We start from the raw sequence: 18,047 nt of genomic DNA, 5'->3' as shown, positions 1-18,047 counted from the left end.
ATTCTGGTGCAGTCACTGGCAGCCCGGTCGCATCGCGTTATACTCGCCCTCATCCACAGCCGTCGTCGCCGGCCTCACAGTCTCAGATGAACCGGCGCACCCTCGAAACACCCGCAGGAAAGCCCAGACATGACCGACACCGTCAAGACCGCCCCAGACTTCACCTTGCCTGTAACGGGTGGAGACCCGGTGACCCTGTCCGCCCTGCGCCCCTCGCCTGTGGTCCTGTTCTTTTATCCGCGTGACGACACCTCGGGCTGCACAAAGGAGAACGAGGCGTTTTCGGCCCTTCTGCCGGAATTTAACGCGCTTGGCGTCAGGGTCTACGGCATTTCCAAGGACAGCATCGCGAGTCACGATAAATTCATGGCGAAAAAGAACCTGACGGTGCCGCTGTTGTCGGACGAAGGCGCTGACATCAGTGAAAGATTTGGAGTCTGGAAGGAAAAGTCGATGTATGGAAAAACTTTCATGGGCATCGAACGCTCTACCTTTCTGATCGACGCACGCGGTGACATTGCCCGTGCCTGGCGCAAGGTCAAGGTGCCGGGCCATGCCGAAGAGGTGCTGGCGGCGGTGCAGGCATTGTGAGCCGGTTTCCAGCGGAACCGACACTGTGCGAACGGGCTCTGGATGTTCTGACCACCGCCGACGGGCGCGCCAAGACCGCAAAGTCGCGCGCCCATGCGGCGGAGTGGTTTGCCGCCCGTGCCGACGGAACCCTGCCCGCCGTGGGCCACGGCGCGCCGCCTCTGCGCCCGGCGCGTCCGGATGCGCCGGAACTGCTTGATCCGCGCGCGATGCCCAAACGCAAACCCGGCAGTCCACAGGGGCGCATCGCGCTTTTGCACGCCGTGGCGCATATCGAACTGAACGCCGTCGATCTGCACTGGGACCTCATCGCCCGGTTTTCCCACGTCCCGATGCCGGCCGGTTTCTATGACGACTGGGTCAAGGCGGCGGACGACGAATCCAAGCATTTCCAACTGATGTGTGACTGCCTTGAAGAGGAAGGCAGCTTTTACGGTGCCTTGCCCGCCCATGCCGGGATGTGGCGCGCCGCCGAAGACACCGCCGAGGACCTGCTGGCCCGACTGGCCGTGGTGCCGATGGTGCTCGAGGCCCGGGGGCTGGATGTGACACCCGGCATGATCGCGCTGTTCCGCAAGGTGGGCGCGACCCGGGCTGTTGCCGCGCTCGAGACCATTTACGGCGAAGAGGTCGCGCATGTCGCCTATGGCTCCAAATGGTTTCATTTTCTGTGCGGCCGCGACAACACCGACCCCAAGCCAGTTTTTCACGCCCTGGTGCGCAAGCATTTCCACGGCCTGCTCAAGCCGCCCTTCAACGAGGAAAAGCGCGCCGACGCCGGTCTGCCGCCGGATTTCTACTGGCCGCTGACAGAGGACGTTGCTGACTGAACGCCGCGTGATTGTGCCGCATATTTAATCACTCCGAAGTTCGTGCCGCACTCTCGCTACACGTGCTGAACTCTGCCCAGCCTGCATGTTTTGCGGAAGCCATTGGAATAGGCGGATTTTTGCCGCTTTGGCGCTTTTGTGCCTGTCAGGCCGAATCATCCGGCCAAAAATGTTGCGAAAAAGTGAATGGACCGGTAAGCCCGACCGCAAGGCGCCGGACGGGGAACCGAGCGCTGGAGTTGGGACGGAATAAGGAACTGGACTGGATGAGAACGCGTCTCGCGATCAAGACACATGCGCTATTGCAGCGGTACTTTCCAGAACGGCGGCTTTTTCTGCGGTCAGATACCGACACCAGATTCATCCGTTTGAAATCCGAAACGCAGGCCATCGCCTTTGTGGGTGGCTCGCTGGTCGTCTCCTGGACGATCATCGCCACGGCGATCCTGCTGATGGACAGCATCGGCGCCGGGAACTTCCGCGAACAGGCCAAGCGGGATCAGCAGACCTATCAGCAACGCCTCAACGCGCTCAGCCGCGAACGCGACGAACGCTCGTCCGAGGCGCTGGCGGCTCAGGAACGTTTCAACACCGCGCTGGCTCAGGTTTCGATCATGCAGTCGCAACTGCTCGATTCCGAAACCCGCCGGAGCGAAATGGAAACCGGCATCGAAGTGGTGCAGGCGACCCTGCGCGAGACGATGAAGAAACGTGCGGAACTGACTGAAAAGATGGCCGCGCTTCAGGCCGGCGGCGCCAATGATCTGGCAAGCGCCGGACTGGCCCAGGCCGACAGCACGATGGATTTCCTGTCCGACGCACTGGCCCGCACCGCGGCGGAGCGCGATCAGGTTGTGGCCGACGCACAGGACGCCCTGATCCGCGCCGACGAGATGGCCGCCGAAATCCGCCAGATGGAAATTCAGAACGACACCATCTTCCGTCAACTGGAAGATGCCATGACCGTGTCGGTCAAGCCGCTGGACAAGATGTTCACCGCCGCCGGCATGGACCCCGACCGCATCATCGACAAGGTGCGCAGCGGGTATTCCGGCCAGGGCGGCCCGCTGATGCCGTTGTCGCTGTCCACCCGGGGTCAAGACCCGCGCGGCGACACCCAGCGGGCCAATCGTATTCTGGGTGAGATGGACCGCTTGAACCTGTACCGCATCGCTGCACAGAAAGCCCCCTTTGCTTCGCCGCTGAAGGATGCATTCCGCTTCACCTCGGGGTATGGGTATCGCTGGGGCCGCCTGCACGCAGGCACCGATTTCGCCGCCCCGCATGGCACGGCGATCTATGCCACCGCCGATGGTGTCGTGACACACGCGGGCTGGCAGTCGGGTTACGGGCGACTTGTCAAAATCCAGCACGAATTCGGAATCGAGACGCGGTACGCCCACCAGTCGAAAATCCGCGTGAAGGTCGGCCAAAGGGTCTCGCGCGGGGATCGTATCGGTGATATGGGAAACACAGGACGCTCCACCGGCACGCATTTGCACTATGAGGTGCGCGTCGGCGGTGAAGCCGTCAATCCCATGATCTATATCAAGGCTGCAAACGATGTTTTCTAAAAGCAAAATCAACGAGCCCGGCCACAAGGCCGATGAGAACGCCAAACCGGCAGCCCCCGAGATGCCCCGCCCCTCGCCCAACGAGTTCAAGGCTTCTGCGCCCAAGGCCAAGCCGCCGGCGTCGGTTTTGTCCAGCGACCTGCACATCACCGGCAATCTCAAGACCACCGGAGACATCCAGGTCGAGGGCACAGTCGAAGGTGACATTCGTGCCCATTTGCTGACCGTGGGCGAAACCGCGACGATCAAAGGCGAAGTGACCGCGGATGATGTTGTGGTCAATGGCCGCATCGTTGGTCGGGTGCGTGGCCTCAAGGTGCGTCTGACAGCCACAGCGCGGGTCGAGGGTGACATCATCCACAAGACCATCGCGATTGAATCCGGCGCGCATTTCGAGGGCTCGGTTCAGCGTCAGGACGATCCGCTGTCGGGCAAGGGTCGTGGCCCGGTACCGTCCGGCCAGCCGCAGCCCGCGGCGAAGGCCCAGCAGGACGGCTGAGGTTTCTCAGCCCCGGCAAGACCAAAGGCCGCCTTCGGGCGGCTTTTTTGTGCGCGCTGACATCGAGGCGGGCCTTGTGTGTCTCCGCCCGTCCGGCATTCGTCAGAACATTCCCGTGTCGTTGGCCGCGCCCTCGGTCACGACCGGAGCTTCGTTCTGGCACGGCACAATTGGCCCGCATTCGTCGAATCGGGAAATGTCGTAGCCGACCCGATCACCGCTGCCCGGCCGGCTCTGATGGCTCCGCACCTGTCTTGTCAGCTCACGCCTCCAGCTCGGCATCCCAGTAGAGAAAATCCATCCAGCTGTCGTGCAGGTGGTTGGGGGGAAACCGACGCCCCATGTTGCGCAGTTCTTCCGAGCGCGGCTGTCGCGGCGGCTTGCGCAGGCTCAGCCCGGCCTGACGCAGGCTCTTGGAACCCTTGCGCAGATTGCAGGGCGCACAGGCGGCAACGACGTTTTCCCAGCTGGTGATGCCGCCGCTGGCACGGGGCACCACGTGGTCAAAGGTCAGATCCCCCTTGCCGCCACAATACTGGCAGCGAAATTCGTCCCGCAGAAAAAGATTAAAGCGCGTGAAGGCCACGCGCTTTTGAGGTTTTACATAATCTTTCAGGACCACGACGCTGGGGATCCGCAGCGTCATCGAGGGGCTTCTGACCACCTCGTCATATTCGGCCACGATGTCGACCCGGTCGAGAAACGCCGCCTTGACCGCCTCCTGCCAGGGCCAGAGGCTGAGCGGATAGTATGACAACGGCCGGTAATCCGCGTTCAGCACGAGCGCCGGATTCTGCCTGAGAGCCCCCGGCTCCCGTACAAAAGCTGTTCTGAAATCGCCATCCATGGGGGACTCGTCTCCTGCACTGCCTGCCCGTTTCCGCGACACCAGAGCAGGACACCCCGCCCTAGCCTCAGATCACTATATATCGCGGAAGCCTTCTGGCAAGTCCCGCCATATGGAGTGTCCGCCCCAGGATACGGCAGGATCGGTAACGCCGGAATGACAGGCACATCCGCTGACGCGATCCAATCCAACCACCCGCCGACTCAGTTTTCGGACCCTGCTTTCAGACTGCCGAACAATGGCTTCCGCGGCCAGAACGGATCGTGTCACGACTGCGATACCTGGCGTGATCGGATGCACAGACGCCCGTTAAGGTCAGAGATCTATCCGGCTGGATATGCGTCTATTCGGCGTCGCAATTCGTTACCCGCCTGCCGGTCTATCGAATAATTCGGCAAAATCTCAATGTCTCTCTACGCCAATTGTGGAAATAGAGAGTACAAAATGCCCCGTCTTCGTTTATTCAGCCAGTCAGGTGAACGGGCGACCGATGCCCTATTTGGTGGCAATATACTTGCGCCGCGCGGTTATACGGAAGGAGAGGGTTCATATACCGAATTGGTCACCGATCTGGGTGTCACGTCATTGCGATATCCCGGCGGCTCACTGACAGAAGAGTATTTCGATATATCCAATCCGGACTCCCCGACTGTTACCGGCAATGAAAATGGCGTCACTCAGGATTTCATTCCCCTGTCCGATTTCATGTCCATGGCCGCGGACGTTGGCGCAACAGTGACCATCGTCGTGCCGACCCGCACCATGCTGTCCGAGGATGTGGATGCCAACGGCGACCGCGTGCCGGGGTTCGACGAAGTTGTCCTGCGCGAGTTTGTCCATGACGTGGTTACCGGTGTCTATGGCGACGCACCGATTGCGGCCTTCGAGATCGGCAACGAATACTGGGGATCGGGGCGCATGAACTCGATGGAGTATGGCCGTCTGTCTGCCGGGATGTCGCGGGTGATAGATGACGAACTGCGCCTGGTCGCCGAGGTATATGACACCGCCACCGGCGCGATTGATGTTGTTGTCCAGATGGGCACCGACTTTGGCTACGCATCGCTCAACCAACAGTATGAAAACTGGGACGCACAGGATGTGCTGGACGATCTGAATGGGCAATATGATCTGGATCTCGGCGATGACGTCATTCGCGGATCCGGGCGGCCGAACTGGACAGAAATCGCGAATGAAATCGTGATGAGCAATTTCGATGAATCCACCATCGAACAGGTCGATGGAATTGTGGCACATGTCTATTCCAAGGAACCTGCCATTCCGGATCAGCGCGGATATATGCTGGACGTGATAAACGGCACATGGGGCCAAGAATTCGAGGATCTGGATATATACCTGACCGAATGGAACCAGTCGGCATCGACATCCGCCTTTGAACGGCACGATGACTATGGTTTGTTTCAGGCGCATGAGATGCTCAATATGGTCGAGCAAATGTTGGAAAGTGGCGTTGATGCCGCTTATGCTTGGCCGCTCCTGCAGAATTCGGACAACGCCTTCAGCATGGGCCACAGCCACACTGCGTTGACCCCTTCCGGAGTGATGTTCCGCCTGATGAGCGACACGATCCCGGGAAAGACCGTGATCGACCTGGCGTCACACCCCGACCAGACCGAGGCCGCGTTGAACGCGCTGGACGTACATGCGTTTTACGGCGACGGCGAGTTGGTGTTCTTCCTGGCGTCGACGACTGACAGCACTGCGGAAACCGAGATCGACATTTCCGGCCTGATCACCGGATTTGAATCCCTGTCGGCACAGGTTCTTGGCGTTGCCGGTTCGGATGCGGTCGGAAGCAATGTGTCGACCGCCGAGTTGCGCGACCTGGACCCTGCCGAGGTGCATGAAGACGGCTTCCTGACCGTGCGGCTGGACGAGGGCGAGATCATGCAACTGCGTCTCACCGGCATCGACCCGACAGAGGCCTTTCGCACCTATGCCAACCTGCCCGACCCGCTGCCCGAGGCGGCCGCATCTGTCGATGCCCAGAGCAATGATAATGATCCTGTCGAACACTCTGCCGAAGGGCTGCATTCGCACGACTATCTGACCCTTCAGCACGGCCAGAACCTTCTCAAGGGGTATACCGGCAACGACACGCTGATCGGCGGACGCGGCGCGGACACGCTGAACGGCGGGCGCGACGAGGATTCGATCGTGGGGCGGGCCGGAGAGGATGTGCTCAGGGGGCGCGAGGGTGATGACTACCTCACCGGCGGCGCGGGTGATGACTGGATCACCGGCGAAAGCGGCGCGGACCTTCTGAAAGGCGGCAGAGGCGCGGATACGCTCAAGAGCGGCGGCGGCGACGACACCCTTTCGGGCGGCCCGAACAGCGACTGGCTCAACGCCGGCGCGGGCATCAACGAGGTGTCCGGCGGCTATGGCCGGGACACGTTCCATTTCGCGACGTCAAAACCGTTCGAGACGACCATCACCGATTTCACCCCCGGGCGGGACTTGATCACCCTTGACGGGCGTCACGATGCATCGCTCTCGGACATCACCGTCCGGCAGTCCGGCACGGGCGAGGATCTGATGACCACGCTGATGCTGAGCGACCACCGGATGATCCATTTGCAGGGCGACCTTGGCGAAGATGATGCTCAGCTCGACGACTGGGTCACGATTCTCTGACGCCGGGAGAGTACCCTGGCGCCCGGCCCTGATCCCGGATCAGACCCGGCCCCCGGTCACAACCCGCACTTGTCGCGCATGAAGGCCAGCGCCACCGAAAGCCCGTCCGGCGCGATGCCATGGCCGGTGCCCTTCATCACATGCGCAAAGACCTCTTTCCATCCCGCTTCCTGCAGCGCTTCGGCCGCCTGTGGCAGCGCTTGCGGCGGCACCACCTCGTCGGCATCCCCATGCACCAGCAGCACCGGCGGGCGGCATTGCGCCTCATCCGCCAACAACTCCGGCTGCAGCAACCGGCCGGAAAAGGCGACGATTCCCGCCACCGGATCTTCGCGGCGCGGCGCCACGTGCAGCGACATCATCGTGCCCTGGGAAAATCCGAACAGCACGACCTGCTCGGGCAGCAGATCCTCGTCCACCATAAGCGCATCCAGAAAGGCATTCAGATCCGCGGCGGCGGTGACCAGACCGGCCTCGGCCTCTTCTTCGCTGGAATTGTCGATCCAGGGAATGGGAAACCACTGAAACCCGAAGGGCGCCCCGGCACAGGCTTCGGGCGCATCGGGCGCCACGAAAAGCGTATCCGGCAGATGCTCGCCCAGCGGATCGGCAAGACCCAGCAGATCCGCGCCGTTGGCCCCATAGCCATGCAGGAAAACCACGCACGACCGCGTCTCTCCCGAAACCGGCTCGCGCCGTTCTGCCTGCAACACCCGCGTCATCGGATCCCCTCTCGCTGTTTGACCACATGGTAGTAGGCCCAGAGCGTGCGGGCCGCAACCGATCTCCACGGGCTCCAGGCCTCGGCCATCTGCCGCAGGGCACGGTCCGTGGGCCGCGCGGGCAGATCGAACAGCAAGCGCGCCCCTTCCTGCAACGCCAGATCCCCCGGCGCAAAGACATCCGCCCGGCCCAGGCTGAACATCGCATAGATTTCCGCCGTCCAGACACCGATGCCCTTCACCGCCGTCAGCGCCCGGATCACCTCTGCGGTCGGCGCCTGCCGCAAAGCGGCAAAGTCGAGCCGCGCCGCCGCCAGCGCATGGGCATAACACGCCTTCTGCCGACTGAGGCCAAGGCCGCGCAACTCTTCCTCGCTGAGCGACAGAACCGCCGTCTCCGTCACCATGCCCGCGGCCTCCAGCCTGCGCCACAGCGCGCGGGCACTGGCGACGCTGACCTGCTGGCTGACAATCGCCGACAGCAGTTGCGCGAATCCGTCCGCACGCAGCCGCAGCGGCAGCGGTCCGGTTTGCGCCAACGCCGCCGCAAAGCGCGGCTCGGCTTCGGCAAGCCAGGCCGCGCCCTCGGCGACACAGGCCTGCGAATGAATCACCCGTCCAACAGATGTCGGTGCGTCAACCACGCCAGCGCCTCCTCCACAGTCTGCACCCGGGGTCCGCCGGGCCGACGCGGCCGCGCCAGCATCGCCACCCGCAATCCCAACTGCCGCGCCGCCGCGAGTTTTGGCCAGCCGCCCGGCCCGCCCGCGTTGCGCAGCACCAACCAGTCAATCCGCAACCGGCGCAGCAGGGCCATTTCCCCGGCCACGGAAAACGGCCCCGCGCCCCGCACAAACCCGCCCCGCCGCAACGGAAACGCCTGCTCCCCGCGGTCGGTGCCGTCTCCGGTCACCCGGGACAGCACCACCCCCCGCACCGCCTTCAGGTCGGGCAAGGCGCCGCGCCCTATGGTGGCGAACAGCCGCGCCCCGGGCGGCACGACGGCGACCACCTGCCTCGCGTGTTGCAGCATCACCCAGCGATCCCGCGCCGTGGCGCGCCACGATGGCCGCACCAGCTGCAGATGTGCGATCCCTGCGCCCCGCGCCGCACGGGCCACGGTTTCGGCGATCGCCGCATCGCAGGGGTGCGCCGCCTCGATCACCGCCGCAATTCCTGCGCGCTGCAATCCCACGGGATCCAGGTCCACGCCCGCGCGGCCCGGTAACCAACCCTGCGCCACAACCCCGGCCTGCGGCAGCAGCATCAGCGCCGCCGGAAGGCGCGCCGCCAGTGCCCGCGCCTGCGCGGACCCGCCTACAATCAAGACTTTGCCCTGTATCCGATCCTTCATCCGTCCCTGATAGCCACCCCGCCAGACCGCGGCCACAGCTATCTCATCGGTGCATCTTCTTCTCTTTGCAAATACTCCGGGGGTGCGGGGGCTGGCCCCCGCGCCGGGCGCCGCAAACCGCGCAGGGTCCGGCGCCGGTCACCGCCTTATCCGGCTTGCGGCGCCCCGGCTTCCCGCCTACCCATACGCCATGAGCACGCAAGACCCCCGCACCCGCCGCAATGTGACCGTTCTGGTCATGGCGCAGGCCCTCCTCGGCTCGCAGATGCCGATGATCTTCACCATTGGCGGGCTCGCCGGTCAGTCGCTGGCCACAAACATCTGCTTCGCGACGCTGCCGATCTCGCTGATCGTGCTGGGGTCGATGCTCACCGCAACCCCGATCTCATGGTTCATGCAGCGATACGGACGCAGGGCCGGCTTCATGCTCGGCACCCTGGGCGGCGCGGTCGGAGGCGGGATCGGCGCGCTCGGTCTCTACCTTGCATCCTTCCCGGTCTTCCTGCTCGGCAGCCTGTTCACCGGCATCTACATGTCGGCACAGGGCTTTTACCGTTTCGCCGCCGCCGACACCGCCTCAGAGGACTTCCGCCCCAAGGCGATCTCCTATGTCCTGGCCGGTGGCCTGGTCTCGGCGATCATCGGCCCGCAGCTGGTCAAGCTCACGGCGGACGCCTATGTGATCCCGTTTTTCGGCACCTATCTCGCGGTGATCGCCGTCAACCTCGCAGGCTCGCTGCTGTTCCTGAGGCTGGACATTCCGAAACCGCCCCTGCCCGCGGTGGACGCACCCCGCGGCCGCAGCCACTGGCAACTGCTCACCACCCCCCGGATCGCCGTGGCGGTGATCTGCGCCATGGTGTCCTACGCGATGATGAATCTGGTGATGACGTCGACGCCACTGGCGGTCGTCGGTTGCGGTTTCGACAAATCGGATGCCGCGGACGTGGTGACCGGCCATGTGCTGGCGATGTTCGCCCCGTCCTTTTTCACCGGCCACCTGATCGCCCGTTTCGGGGTCGAACGCATCCTCGCCACCGGACTTCTGATTCTGGGGGTCGCGGGTGTGGTGGCGCTCAATGGCGTGCAGCTCGAAAACTTTTTCGTCGCCCTCGTGCTGCTTGGACTGGGCTGGAACTTCGGATTCATCGGCGCGACAACCATGCTGGCCAGCGCCCATGCCCCGCACGAGCGCGGCCGGATTCAGGGCTTGAACGACCTGCTGGTGTTCGGCGGCGTGACCCTGGCTTCGCTGGCGTCGGGGGGGTTGATGAACTGCTCGGGCGGTACGGCACAAGAGGGCTGGACCGCGGTGAACCTCGCCATCGCACCGGCGCTGACGCTGGCAGGGGGCGCGCTGCTGTGGCTCTGGCTCCGCCCGCGTGAACAACCCGCCGAATAGCGATCACAGTCGCCACGCCCCCGATCACCGCTCGGTGGGGGCGGTCTACCAACGTCCGCTGGCCGCCTGCCAGATCAGCCGCAACCGCTGCCGCAACAGTGGCAGATGCAACTGCCCTGCCGCAACACGGCCGGGCTGCGCGACGGCCAGCCGCAACAACGGCCCGGCCTGCCAGGCCGCCAGCGCCGCCGCCGTCGGAACATCTGCGCGCTGCGCGCGGGCCCGCGCCAGCCGCGCCAGCCCCCCCCGCGCCAGAGCCGCCACCGCTTCGGGGCGGCCATCCACCAGCGGTACGCGTCCCCGCGATTCCAGTTCGGGAACCGCACGCAGAAACGCCGCAAGGCCGGCAGCATAGCCGAGATCCAGCGCCGCAGCCCGCTGCCGCGCGCCCAGCAGACGGGCCGCCACCAGCATCAGATGCCCGCCGGTCTGTTCGATATAACGCTCAAGATGCGCCTGATCCTCGAAGGGATCACGATAGATGTCCCAGCGCCGCGCCTCCAGGGATTGCACCAGCAGCGCCGCACCTTCGGCATCCAGAACTCCGGCCAGGGGGGACACCACCTCGTGGCGGCGCGCCGGTCTGCCGCTGCCAATCTCTTCCAGGGCGTCGCGCCACCACTGAAGGCGCATCTCTGCGATCATGCTCTCCTGCGTGACCCAGGGCGCGCGCGCCGCTTCGACATTGAAGGCATACAGCGGAAACAACCGGGCACGGGCCGCCAGAGGCGCCGCCATGACCGCGGCAAACCGCTCCGGGTCCGCGCGTTCGACCGTTTTCGCGCAGGCGATGACATCGTCGTCAAATTCCATGCCGTCCCCTAGCGTGACCGCGCCGGCAGGGCAACCGGCCGGAGCACCGCCAGTCGGGTCACAGCGGGGACCACGCACATTGCAGCCCCGGAAGCGCCACCCGGGCCATCAGGCCCCGTCTCCGCAATCGCGGATCAGTTTCCAGCGCACCGCGTCCAGCAACGCCTCGAACGAGGCATCGACAATGTTGGCCGACACACCGACGGTGGACCAGCGTCGCCCCTGCCCGTCTTCGGAATCGATGATCACACGGGTCACGGCCTCGGTGCCCCCCTGGGTGATGCGGACCTTGAAATCGACCAGCCGCAGATCCTCGATCACCGCCTGATACCGTCCCAGATCCTTGGCCAGCGCCTTGGACAGCGCGTTGACCGGCCCGCGATCGCCGCCGGTCTCGTCCATCGATTCACTGACCGAAAGCTTCTTTTCGCCGTCGACCTTGACCACCACCACGGCCTCGGACAGGGACACCATCCGGTTGCGCTTGTTCTTGCGCCGCTCGACCGTGACCCGGTAACGCTTGACCTCAAAGAACTCGGGCAGCCGACCCAGTTCGGCCCGCGCCAGCAGTTCGAACGACGCTTCGGCCGTGTCATAGGAATAGCCGTCGGCTTCGCGCGCCTTCACGGTCTCGAGAATGCGTCCCAGCGCAGGCTCTCCCGGCGCGACCTCGAGCCCGGCCTCGGCCAGCCTGCGGCGCAGGTTCGACTGCCCGGCCTGGTTCGACATCGGCACTAAGCGGCGGTTGCCGACCAGGCCGGGGTCGACGTGCTCGTAGGTTGCCGGATCCTTCAGGATCGCGCTGGCATGCAGCCCCGCCTTATGGGCAAATGCCGAGCCTCCGACATATGGCAGTTGTTTCAGTGGCACCCGGTTGAGGATTTCATCCAGCATCCGGCTGAGCCGCGTCAACCCTTCCAGCGCCTCTGCCGTGACGCCGATTTCAAAGCGTTCGGCATAGGGCGACTTGAGCAGCAGCGTCGGGATCAGCGACACAAGATTGGCGTTGCCGCAGCGCTCGCCCAGGCCGTTCAGCGTGCCCTGGACCTGGCGCGCCCCCGCGTCGATTGCCGCCAGCGTGCAGCCTACGGCATTCTCGGTGTCGTTGTGGGTGTGAATGCCCAGACGCTCTCCGGGGACCCCGGCGGCGATCACCTGCGCCACGATCCGCCCGACCTCTGACGGCAGGGTGCCGCCGTTGGTGTCGCACAGCACGACCCAGCGCGCCCCGGCCTCCAGCGCCACCTGCAGGCACTCCATCGCATAGGCCGGGTTGGAGCGGTAGCCGTCAAAGAAATGCTCGGCGTCCAGCAGCGTCTCGCGTCCCCGGGCGACGCAATGGGCGACACTGGCGCGGATGTTGTCCACGTTCTCGGCAAGGGTGATGCCCAGGGCGGTGAGGACATGGAATTCATGTGTCTTGCCGACCAGACAGACCGCCGGTGTCCCGGCATCCAGCACCGCCGCCAGCACATCGTCGTTCTCTGCCGAGCGCCCGGCCCGCTTTGTCATGCCAAAGGCGGTCATCCGCGCCCGGGTCTGGCCCACTTCGTCGAAAAACCCCGAATCCGTCGGATTGGCCCCCGGCCAGCCACCCTCGATGTAATCCACCCCCAGAACGTCCAGCGCCCGGGCGATCCGCAGCTTTTCGGCCACCGAAAACTGCACGCCCTGCGTCTGCTGCCCGTCGCGCAGCGTGGTATCATAAAGGTACAGCCGCTCTTTCGCAGCCGGAACGTTCGCCACATCCATCACCACCCCCCCCGCGTCTCTGGGGTTGAAATATCCCGGTGGTGTGGGGGCTGACCCCCACTCCGGCCAGGCCGCGCGGGGCAAACCCTGTCAGCCCTGCCCTTTACACCGCCGCTCATGCCCCTGTCTCCAGCCGGGCGGCGTCGAATCCGGACCCCGGCACCAGGTCGACGCCCGCCTTGCTCATCCGCACCTCGACTCCGGCGCCGGTCAGAAGCGCTTTCAGCCGGTCGACTTCGGAAAAATCCTTGCTCTGCAACGCGCTCTGCCGGGCTGCGGACAGGCGCGCAACCCAGTCCGACAGATCGACCTGCGGCGCGAGGGCCCAGTCCGGCACCGTCTCGCCCATCAATCCGAGAAACTGCAACGAGGCCCGCAGTGCCGCCGCCTGCCCTGTCAGGGACAGCTGGTGCAGACCCGCAATCGCTCCGGCAGTGTTGAGATCGTCGGCAAGACATCCGACGACGCCGGGGTCGGGGTCAGCGGCCGCCGCCGGGCCGGAGCCGACCTGTGTGTACCACTTCTGCAATGTCGCCATGGCCTCGTCGCGCTTCTTTTCGGTCCAGTCCATCGGCTTGCGGTAATGGGTGCTCAGCATCACGAAGCGGATCACCTCGCCCGGCACACCCTGATCCAGCAGATCGCGCACGGTAAAGAAGTTGCCCAGCGACTTGGACATCTTCTTGCCCTCGACCTGCAACATCTCGTTGTGCAGCCAGACCTGGGCAAACCCGCCGCCCGGATGGGCACAGCAGGACTGCGCAATCTCGTTCTCGTGGTGCGGAAACATCAAATCGTTGCCGCCGCCGTGGATGTCGAAGGATTCGCCCAGCAGTTCATGCGCCATCGCCGAACATTCGATGTGCCAGCCCGGGCGTCCGCGCCCCCAGGGGCTGTCCCAGCCGGGCTGCGCGGCATCCGAAGGTTTCCAGAGGACAAAATCCATCGGGTCTTCCTTGAACGGGGCGACTTCGACCCGGGCGCCGGCGATCATGTCATCGACCGACCGTCCGGACAGCTTGCCGTAATCCTGGTACGAGCGGACCCGGAACAGCACGTGACCGTCCTTGGCGTAGGCATGCCCCTTGTCGATCAGGTCGCTGATCATCGCCACCATCTGCGGGATATACTGGGTGGCACGGGGCATGTGGTCGGGTTCCATCGCGCCGACCGCGCCCATGTCGTCCAGAAACCACTGCGTCGTCTCTGCCGTTATCGCGCCGATCGACCGGCCGGAGTCGGCGGCCCGGGCATTGATCTTGTCATCCACATCGGTGAAATTGCGCACATAAGTCACGTGATCGGCGCCGTAGATGTGCCGCAGCAACCGGTAGAGCACGTCAAACACGATCACCGGGCGGGCATTGCCCAGATGCGCGCGGTCATAGACCGTGGGTCCGCAGACATACATCCGCACGTCGGCAGCCTTCAGCGGTGTGAACAGCTCTTTCCGGCGTGTGGCGGTGTTGGTGAGAAAGAGTTCCATAAGTCCGTCCTCGCGAGGGGTCGCGGCGGGCTTAGCAACTTAACCTGGATTTGGAAACAGAAGACCGGCCCGCCGAAAGGTTCAGCCGGTAATGCAGCAAAGAATGGGCGCGCCATGTTTCATGCTGCCTGCCCTAACATGGGTCAACGTGGCGAACAAGCGGCCGCACCACATGCCAGGCCCGGCGGCAACGGCTCAGTTGTAGGCGACCACCTCGTATTCGACCCCGTCCGGGCCGTCAAAATAGAACCGCCGACCCGGTTCGTAATCGGCGTGGCTGTGCACGGCAAACCCTTCGGCCCGGACTGCGGCTTCCATCGCGGCCAGATTCGACACCACAACCGCGATGTGGTTGAGCCCACCCCAGGTGCGGTACTTCTGCGCCTCGCCGCGGATTTCATGCCCGGGGCAATAGAGCGCGACATATCCCGCATCGTTGCCCACGTGCACCGACGTCCCCTTGTCCGGCGTTGCGCCCTGCCAGCGGATGCGCCAGTCAAACAACCGCGCCAGCACCCTGGCCGTCGCCTCGGGATCCTTGACGCAGATGTTCACATGTTCCAACCGTGTCGCCATCGTTCTGCTCCTGATATCTACCACGGACGACCCACGGTAATTCCTCAAGTCAACTTGAGGTCAAGTCCTTATCCCTTGCATCACCCCAAGGGCTCCCGGCAGACCCGATACCGCCCCCTTGCCCCGGCCGGGTCCGCTTGGCACAACGTGGCGCAGGTGCTTCCGCAAACCCGAAAGGTCCCCGATGGCTCAGCTCTCCTCGCGCATCACGTCGATCAACGGTGACGGGTCCGACGGCTGGGGGGTGTTCTACCGTGCCCGCGCCATGACCGCGGCGGGGGAGGATGTGACCGAACTGACCATCGGCGAACACGACATCGGCACCGACCCCGCCATCCTGGAGGCGATGCACGCCGCCGCGCTTGGCGGTCACACCGGGTATGCCATGGTTCCGGGCATCCCGTCGCTGCGCGATGCCGTGGCGGCGCGGGTCACACAGGGCACCGGCATCCCGACGGGGCGTGACAATGTGCTGATCACACCCGGGGGTCAGGCGGCGCTTTTCGCTGCGCATGTGGCCTGCTGCAACCCGGGCGAGACCGCGTTGTATATTGACCCCTACTATGCGACCTACCCCGGCACCATCCGCGCGGCGGGGGCCGTGCCACAGGCGATCGCCACCCGGGCCGCAGATAATTTCCTGCCGCACTTCAGCGTCCTCGACGCCGCTGCTGCCAGGCATGGCGCCGCTTCGCTGCTGATCAACTCGCCCAACAACCCGACCGGCGTGGTCTACGACCGGCAGACCCTCGAGGACATCGCCCGCGTCGCGCGGGAACGCGACCTCTGGGTGATCTCGGACGAGGTCTATGACACGCAGATATGGGAGGGCACACACCTGTCGCCCCGCGCCCTGCCGGACATGCAGGAGCGCACCCTGGTCATCGGTTCGATGTCGAAAAGTCACGCCATGACCGGCAGCCGCATCGGCTGGATTGTCGCGCCCGAAGCGGTGATCGCGACACTGATCGATCTGGCCACCAATACCACCTACGGCGTGCCCGGATATATCCAGGACGCCGCGGTCTTTGCCCTTGCTCAGGGTGCGCCGCTGGAGGAGGGCGTGATGGCCCCGTTCCGCCGTCGCCGCGCACTGGCGATGGAGATTCTGGCGGCGCAAAGCCATGTCAGCCACATCCCCTGTCAGGGTGCCATGTATCTGATGCTCGACATTCGGGGCACCGGCCTGACCGGAGAAGGATTTGCCGACGCCCTGCTTGACACCCACCGCATTGCCGTGATGCCCGGCGAAAGCTTTGGCAGCTCAACGGCGGGGCACATCCGCGTTGCCATGACGGTTGACGATGAAAGTTTTGCCACCGCGCTGCGGACTCTGTGCGCCTTTGCGCAGAGGCTGGCCGCCGCTGCCTGAGGGAAATTCCGCGCACCGGGCACCGGTCGGGCCACCGGGACGTGCGCTGCACCAACAAAACGTAGTCCGAACGGATGTCAGATGCACAAAACCCCGGTCTCCAGCCTGCGCAACCTCGGCCCCGCGGTCGAATCTGCCTGTACCCGGGCAGGCATCGACAGCGCGGAAATGCTGCGGGACCTCGGCGCACACGAGGCGTACCGCCGCCTGCTGGCCACCGGCACGCGGCCCCATTTCATCAGCTATTACGTGTTGCACATGGCGCTGCAAGGGCGTCCCTGGAACGATTGCAAAGGCGCTGAAAAAGACGCGTTGCGCAGGAAGTTCGACAGTCTGAAGGCAGAGCGCGCGGCTGATCCAGAGGCCCCGTCCGAAGACCTGGAAAGGTTCCTGCGCGACATCGGACTGCGCCCGCGCGGAAACAAATGATCCGGAACCTTTGCCGCGGGATGTCGTTGTCCCGGCAAGCGACACCATTCGAAAGAGGCACATTCCATGGATCTGATCCGCATCATCTTTGCCATTCTGCTGCCGCCGCTTGGGGTTTTTCTCCAGGTCGGACTGGGCAAACACTTCTGGCTCAACATCCTTCTCACCCTGCTCGGCTATATTCCCGGCATCGTGCATGCCGTCTGGATCATCGCCCGCACCGGCCCGGCCCGCGCATGAGCGCCGAATCCGACTTTCGCGCCCTGGCCCGCGCCGAGTCCCTCGCCCGGCGCATGGACACCGCGTTCCGGATCCCGTTTACCGGCATCCGGGTGGGCTGGGACAGCCTGCTTGGCCTGATCCCCGGGGTGGGCGACACCGTCACGCTGCTGCCGCTTGCATATCATCTGCACACCGCGCACCGGTTGGGTCTGCCGCGCGCGGGAATGGCGCGGATGGCACTGAACTCGGGCGCGGACTGGCTGATCGGCCTCGTGCCCCTGGTGGGCGACCTATTCGACGTCGGCTTCAAGTCGAACCTGCGCAACGCGGCTCTGCTGCGCGCGCACGTCGAGACGCGCCATACCGGCGAAACCGCGATCCGCGCCGCGTAACGGTTCCCGAGATCGGCCCCCACATCAAAAAAGGGCACCCCGGGGTGCCCTTTTCGTCACATCACGCGTGATGCAGTACCTTAGCCGACCAGCTCAAGACCCGAGAAGAAATAAGAAATTTCTTCTGCGGCGGTCTCGGGGGCATCAGAACCGTGCACCGAGTTCTCGCCAACCGATTCGGCAAATTCGGCACGGATCGTACCCGCCGCGGCATCTGCCGGGTTGGTTGCGCCCATGACTTCACGGTTCTTAGAGATTGCTGCTTCGCCTTCCAGAACCTGCGCGACGACCGGCTCGGAGGCCATGAACTCGCACAGCTCGTCGTAAAACGGGCGCTCCTTGTGCACGGCATAGAAGGTTCCGGCCTGTGCCTTGGTCAGATGGATGCGCTTCTGCGCGATGATGCGCAGACCCGCTTCTTCAAACTTTGCGTTGATCTTGCCGGTCAGGTTGCGCTTGGTGGCATCAGGTTTGATGATGCTCAGGGTGCGTTCGATGGCCATTTTCAGTCACTCCATAATCAAAGGT

General features: G+C 64.3%; 19 protein-coding genes. 10 read left to right on the top strand and 9 right to left on the bottom strand.

What is annotated here, in order from left to right; translation table 11 throughout:
• Positions 1 to 129 precede the first annotated feature (129 nt).
• The 4 genes from FOY53_RS09370 to FOY53_RS09355 all read left to right on the top strand — a co-directional run bounded on the left by FOY53_RS09370 (position 130) and on the right by FOY53_RS09355 (position 3,494).
• Positions 130 to 591, top strand: coding sequence for a peroxiredoxin (locus FOY53_RS09370; protein WP_146588066.1), 462 nt, complete (start codon positions 130 to 132; stop codon positions 589 to 591).
• Positions 588 to 1,421: a ferritin-like domain-containing protein gene (locus FOY53_RS09365; protein ID WP_146588064.1), complete on the top strand. Its 834-nt coding sequence runs from the start codon at positions 588 to 590 to the stop codon at positions 1,419 to 1,421. The genes FOY53_RS09370 and FOY53_RS09365 overlap by 4 nt, the downstream gene beginning before the upstream one ends.
• Positions 1,422 to 1,687: 266 nt before the next feature.
• Positions 1,688 to 2,995, top strand: a complete 1,308-nt coding sequence (locus FOY53_RS09360) for a M23 family metallopeptidase (RefSeq protein ID WP_146588062.1) — start codon at positions 1,688 to 1,690, stop codon at positions 2,993 to 2,995.
• On the top strand, positions 2,985 to 3,494 hold the full coding sequence (locus FOY53_RS09355) for a bactofilin family protein (RefSeq protein ID WP_146588060.1): 510 nt from the start codon (positions 2,985 to 2,987) through the stop codon (positions 3,492 to 3,494). Before FOY53_RS09360 ends, FOY53_RS09355 begins: the two co-directional genes overlap by 11 nt.
• A gap of 262 nt (positions 3,495 to 3,756) precedes the next feature.
• Here the strand turns inward: FOY53_RS09355 and FOY53_RS09350 are convergent, their stop codons facing one another.
• Positions 3,757 to 4,341 (bottom strand): HNH endonuclease, encoded by a 585-nt coding sequence (locus tag FOY53_RS09350; protein WP_146588058.1) that lies wholly within the window; start codon positions 4,339 to 4,341, stop codon positions 3,757 to 3,759.
• Between the two features lie 705 nt (positions 4,342 to 5,046).
• On the opposite strand from FOY53_RS09350, the gene FOY53_RS09345 reads away from it, so the two are divergent.
• Positions 5,047 to 6,999, top strand: coding sequence for a calcium-binding protein (locus FOY53_RS09345; RefSeq protein ID WP_222435235.1), 1,953 nt, complete (start codon positions 5,047 to 5,049; stop codon positions 6,997 to 6,999).
• Between the two features lie 56 nt (positions 7,000 to 7,055).
• Here FOY53_RS09345 and FOY53_RS09340 read toward each other — a convergent pair whose 3' ends face one another.
• Genes FOY53_RS09340 through FOY53_RS09330 form a run of 3 tightly spaced genes read right to left on the bottom strand, consistent with a single transcriptional unit; the run spans position 7,056 to position 9,111 of the window.
• A complete protein-coding gene (locus FOY53_RS09340; protein WP_146588054.1) occupies positions 7,056 to 7,721 on the bottom strand; it encodes an alpha/beta hydrolase in 666 nt (221 codons plus the stop codon).
• Positions 7,718 to 8,365: a DNA-3-methyladenine glycosylase family protein gene (locus tag FOY53_RS09335; protein WP_146588052.1), complete on the bottom strand. Its 648-nt coding sequence runs from the start codon at positions 8,363 to 8,365 to the stop codon at positions 7,718 to 7,720. Before FOY53_RS09335 ends, FOY53_RS09340 begins: the two co-directional genes overlap by 4 nt.
• Positions 8,332 to 9,111: a precorrin-6A/cobalt-precorrin-6A reductase gene (locus FOY53_RS09330; RefSeq protein WP_146588050.1), complete on the bottom strand. Its 780-nt coding sequence runs from the start codon at positions 9,109 to 9,111 to the stop codon at positions 8,332 to 8,334. The genes FOY53_RS09335 and FOY53_RS09330 overlap by 34 nt, the downstream gene beginning before the upstream one ends.
• A gap of 154 nt (positions 9,112 to 9,265) precedes the next feature.
• Between FOY53_RS09330 and FOY53_RS09325 the strand changes: the two genes are divergently transcribed.
• Positions 9,266 to 10,477 carry an MFS transporter gene (locus tag FOY53_RS09325; protein ID WP_146588048.1) on the top strand — a complete coding sequence of 404 codons (1,212 nt, stop codon included), beginning with the start codon at positions 9,266 to 9,268 and terminating at the stop codon, positions 10,475 to 10,477.
• Positions 10,478 to 10,522: 45 nt separating this feature from the next.
• On the opposite strand, the gene FOY53_RS09320 is transcribed toward FOY53_RS09325, so the two are convergent.
• The 4 genes from FOY53_RS09320 to FOY53_RS09305 form a co-directional block, all read right to left on the bottom strand.
• Positions 10,523 to 11,290 carry a squalene/phytoene synthase family protein gene (locus FOY53_RS09320; RefSeq protein WP_146588047.1) on the bottom strand — a complete coding sequence of 256 codons (768 nt, stop codon included), beginning with the start codon at positions 11,288 to 11,290 and terminating at the stop codon, positions 10,523 to 10,525.
• A gap of 108 nt (positions 11,291 to 11,398) precedes the next feature.
• Positions 11,399 to 13,042, bottom strand: coding sequence for a citramalate synthase (gene cimA, locus FOY53_RS09315; RefSeq protein WP_146588045.1), 1,644 nt, complete (start codon positions 13,040 to 13,042; stop codon positions 11,399 to 11,401).
• A 115-nt stretch (positions 13,043 to 13,157) separates the two neighbouring features.
• Positions 13,158 to 14,528: a cysteine--tRNA ligase gene (cysS, locus tag FOY53_RS09310; RefSeq protein ID WP_146588043.1), complete on the bottom strand. Its 1,371-nt coding sequence runs from the start codon at positions 14,526 to 14,528 to the stop codon at positions 13,158 to 13,160.
• 195 nt (positions 14,529 to 14,723) lie between these two features.
• Positions 14,724 to 15,104: a VOC family protein gene (locus FOY53_RS09305; protein ID WP_146588041.1), complete on the bottom strand. Its 381-nt coding sequence runs from the start codon at positions 15,102 to 15,104 to the stop codon at positions 14,724 to 14,726.
• A gap of 184 nt (positions 15,105 to 15,288) precedes the next feature.
• On the opposite strand from FOY53_RS09305, the gene FOY53_RS09300 reads away from it, so the two are divergent.
• From FOY53_RS09300 to FOY53_RS09285, 4 genes are all read left to right on the top strand, one after another.
• On the top strand, positions 15,289 to 16,476 hold the full coding sequence (locus tag FOY53_RS09300; RefSeq protein ID WP_146588039.1) for a pyridoxal phosphate-dependent aminotransferase: 1,188 nt from the start codon (positions 15,289 to 15,291) through the stop codon (positions 16,474 to 16,476).
• Positions 16,477 to 16,557: 81 nt separating this feature from the next.
• On the top strand, positions 16,558 to 16,905 hold the full coding sequence (locus FOY53_RS09295; RefSeq protein WP_146588037.1) for a TfoX/Sxy family protein: 348 nt from the start codon (positions 16,558 to 16,560) through the stop codon (positions 16,903 to 16,905).
• A 66-nt stretch (positions 16,906 to 16,971) separates the two neighbouring features.
• Positions 16,972 to 17,145 carry a YqaE/Pmp3 family membrane protein gene (locus tag FOY53_RS09290; protein WP_146588035.1) on the top strand — a complete coding sequence of 58 codons (174 nt, stop codon included), beginning with the start codon at positions 16,972 to 16,974 and terminating at the stop codon, positions 17,143 to 17,145.
• Positions 17,142 to 17,519, top strand: coding sequence for a DUF4112 domain-containing protein (locus FOY53_RS09285; protein ID WP_146588033.1), 378 nt, complete (start codon positions 17,142 to 17,144; stop codon positions 17,517 to 17,519). Before FOY53_RS09290 ends, FOY53_RS09285 begins: the two co-directional genes overlap by 4 nt.
• A gap of 80 nt (positions 17,520 to 17,599) precedes the next feature.
• Here FOY53_RS09285 and ndk read toward each other — a convergent pair whose 3' ends face one another.
• The gene (gene ndk, locus FOY53_RS09280; protein ID WP_146588031.1) at positions 17,600 to 18,022 is read right to left on the bottom strand and encodes a nucleoside-diphosphate kinase; all 423 of its coding nucleotides are present in this window, start codon (positions 18,020 to 18,022) and stop codon (positions 17,600 to 17,602) included.
• Positions 18,023 to 18,047 lie beyond the last annotated feature (25 nt).

It is taken from the genome of Puniceibacterium confluentis (genome assembly GCF_007923445.1).
GTDB lineage: Bacteria > Pseudomonadota > Alphaproteobacteria > Rhodobacterales > Rhodobacteraceae > Puniceibacterium > Puniceibacterium confluentis.
The sequence above is the reverse complement of the archived record's forward strand: the minus strand, read 5'-3'. Positions and strand labels throughout refer to the sequence as shown.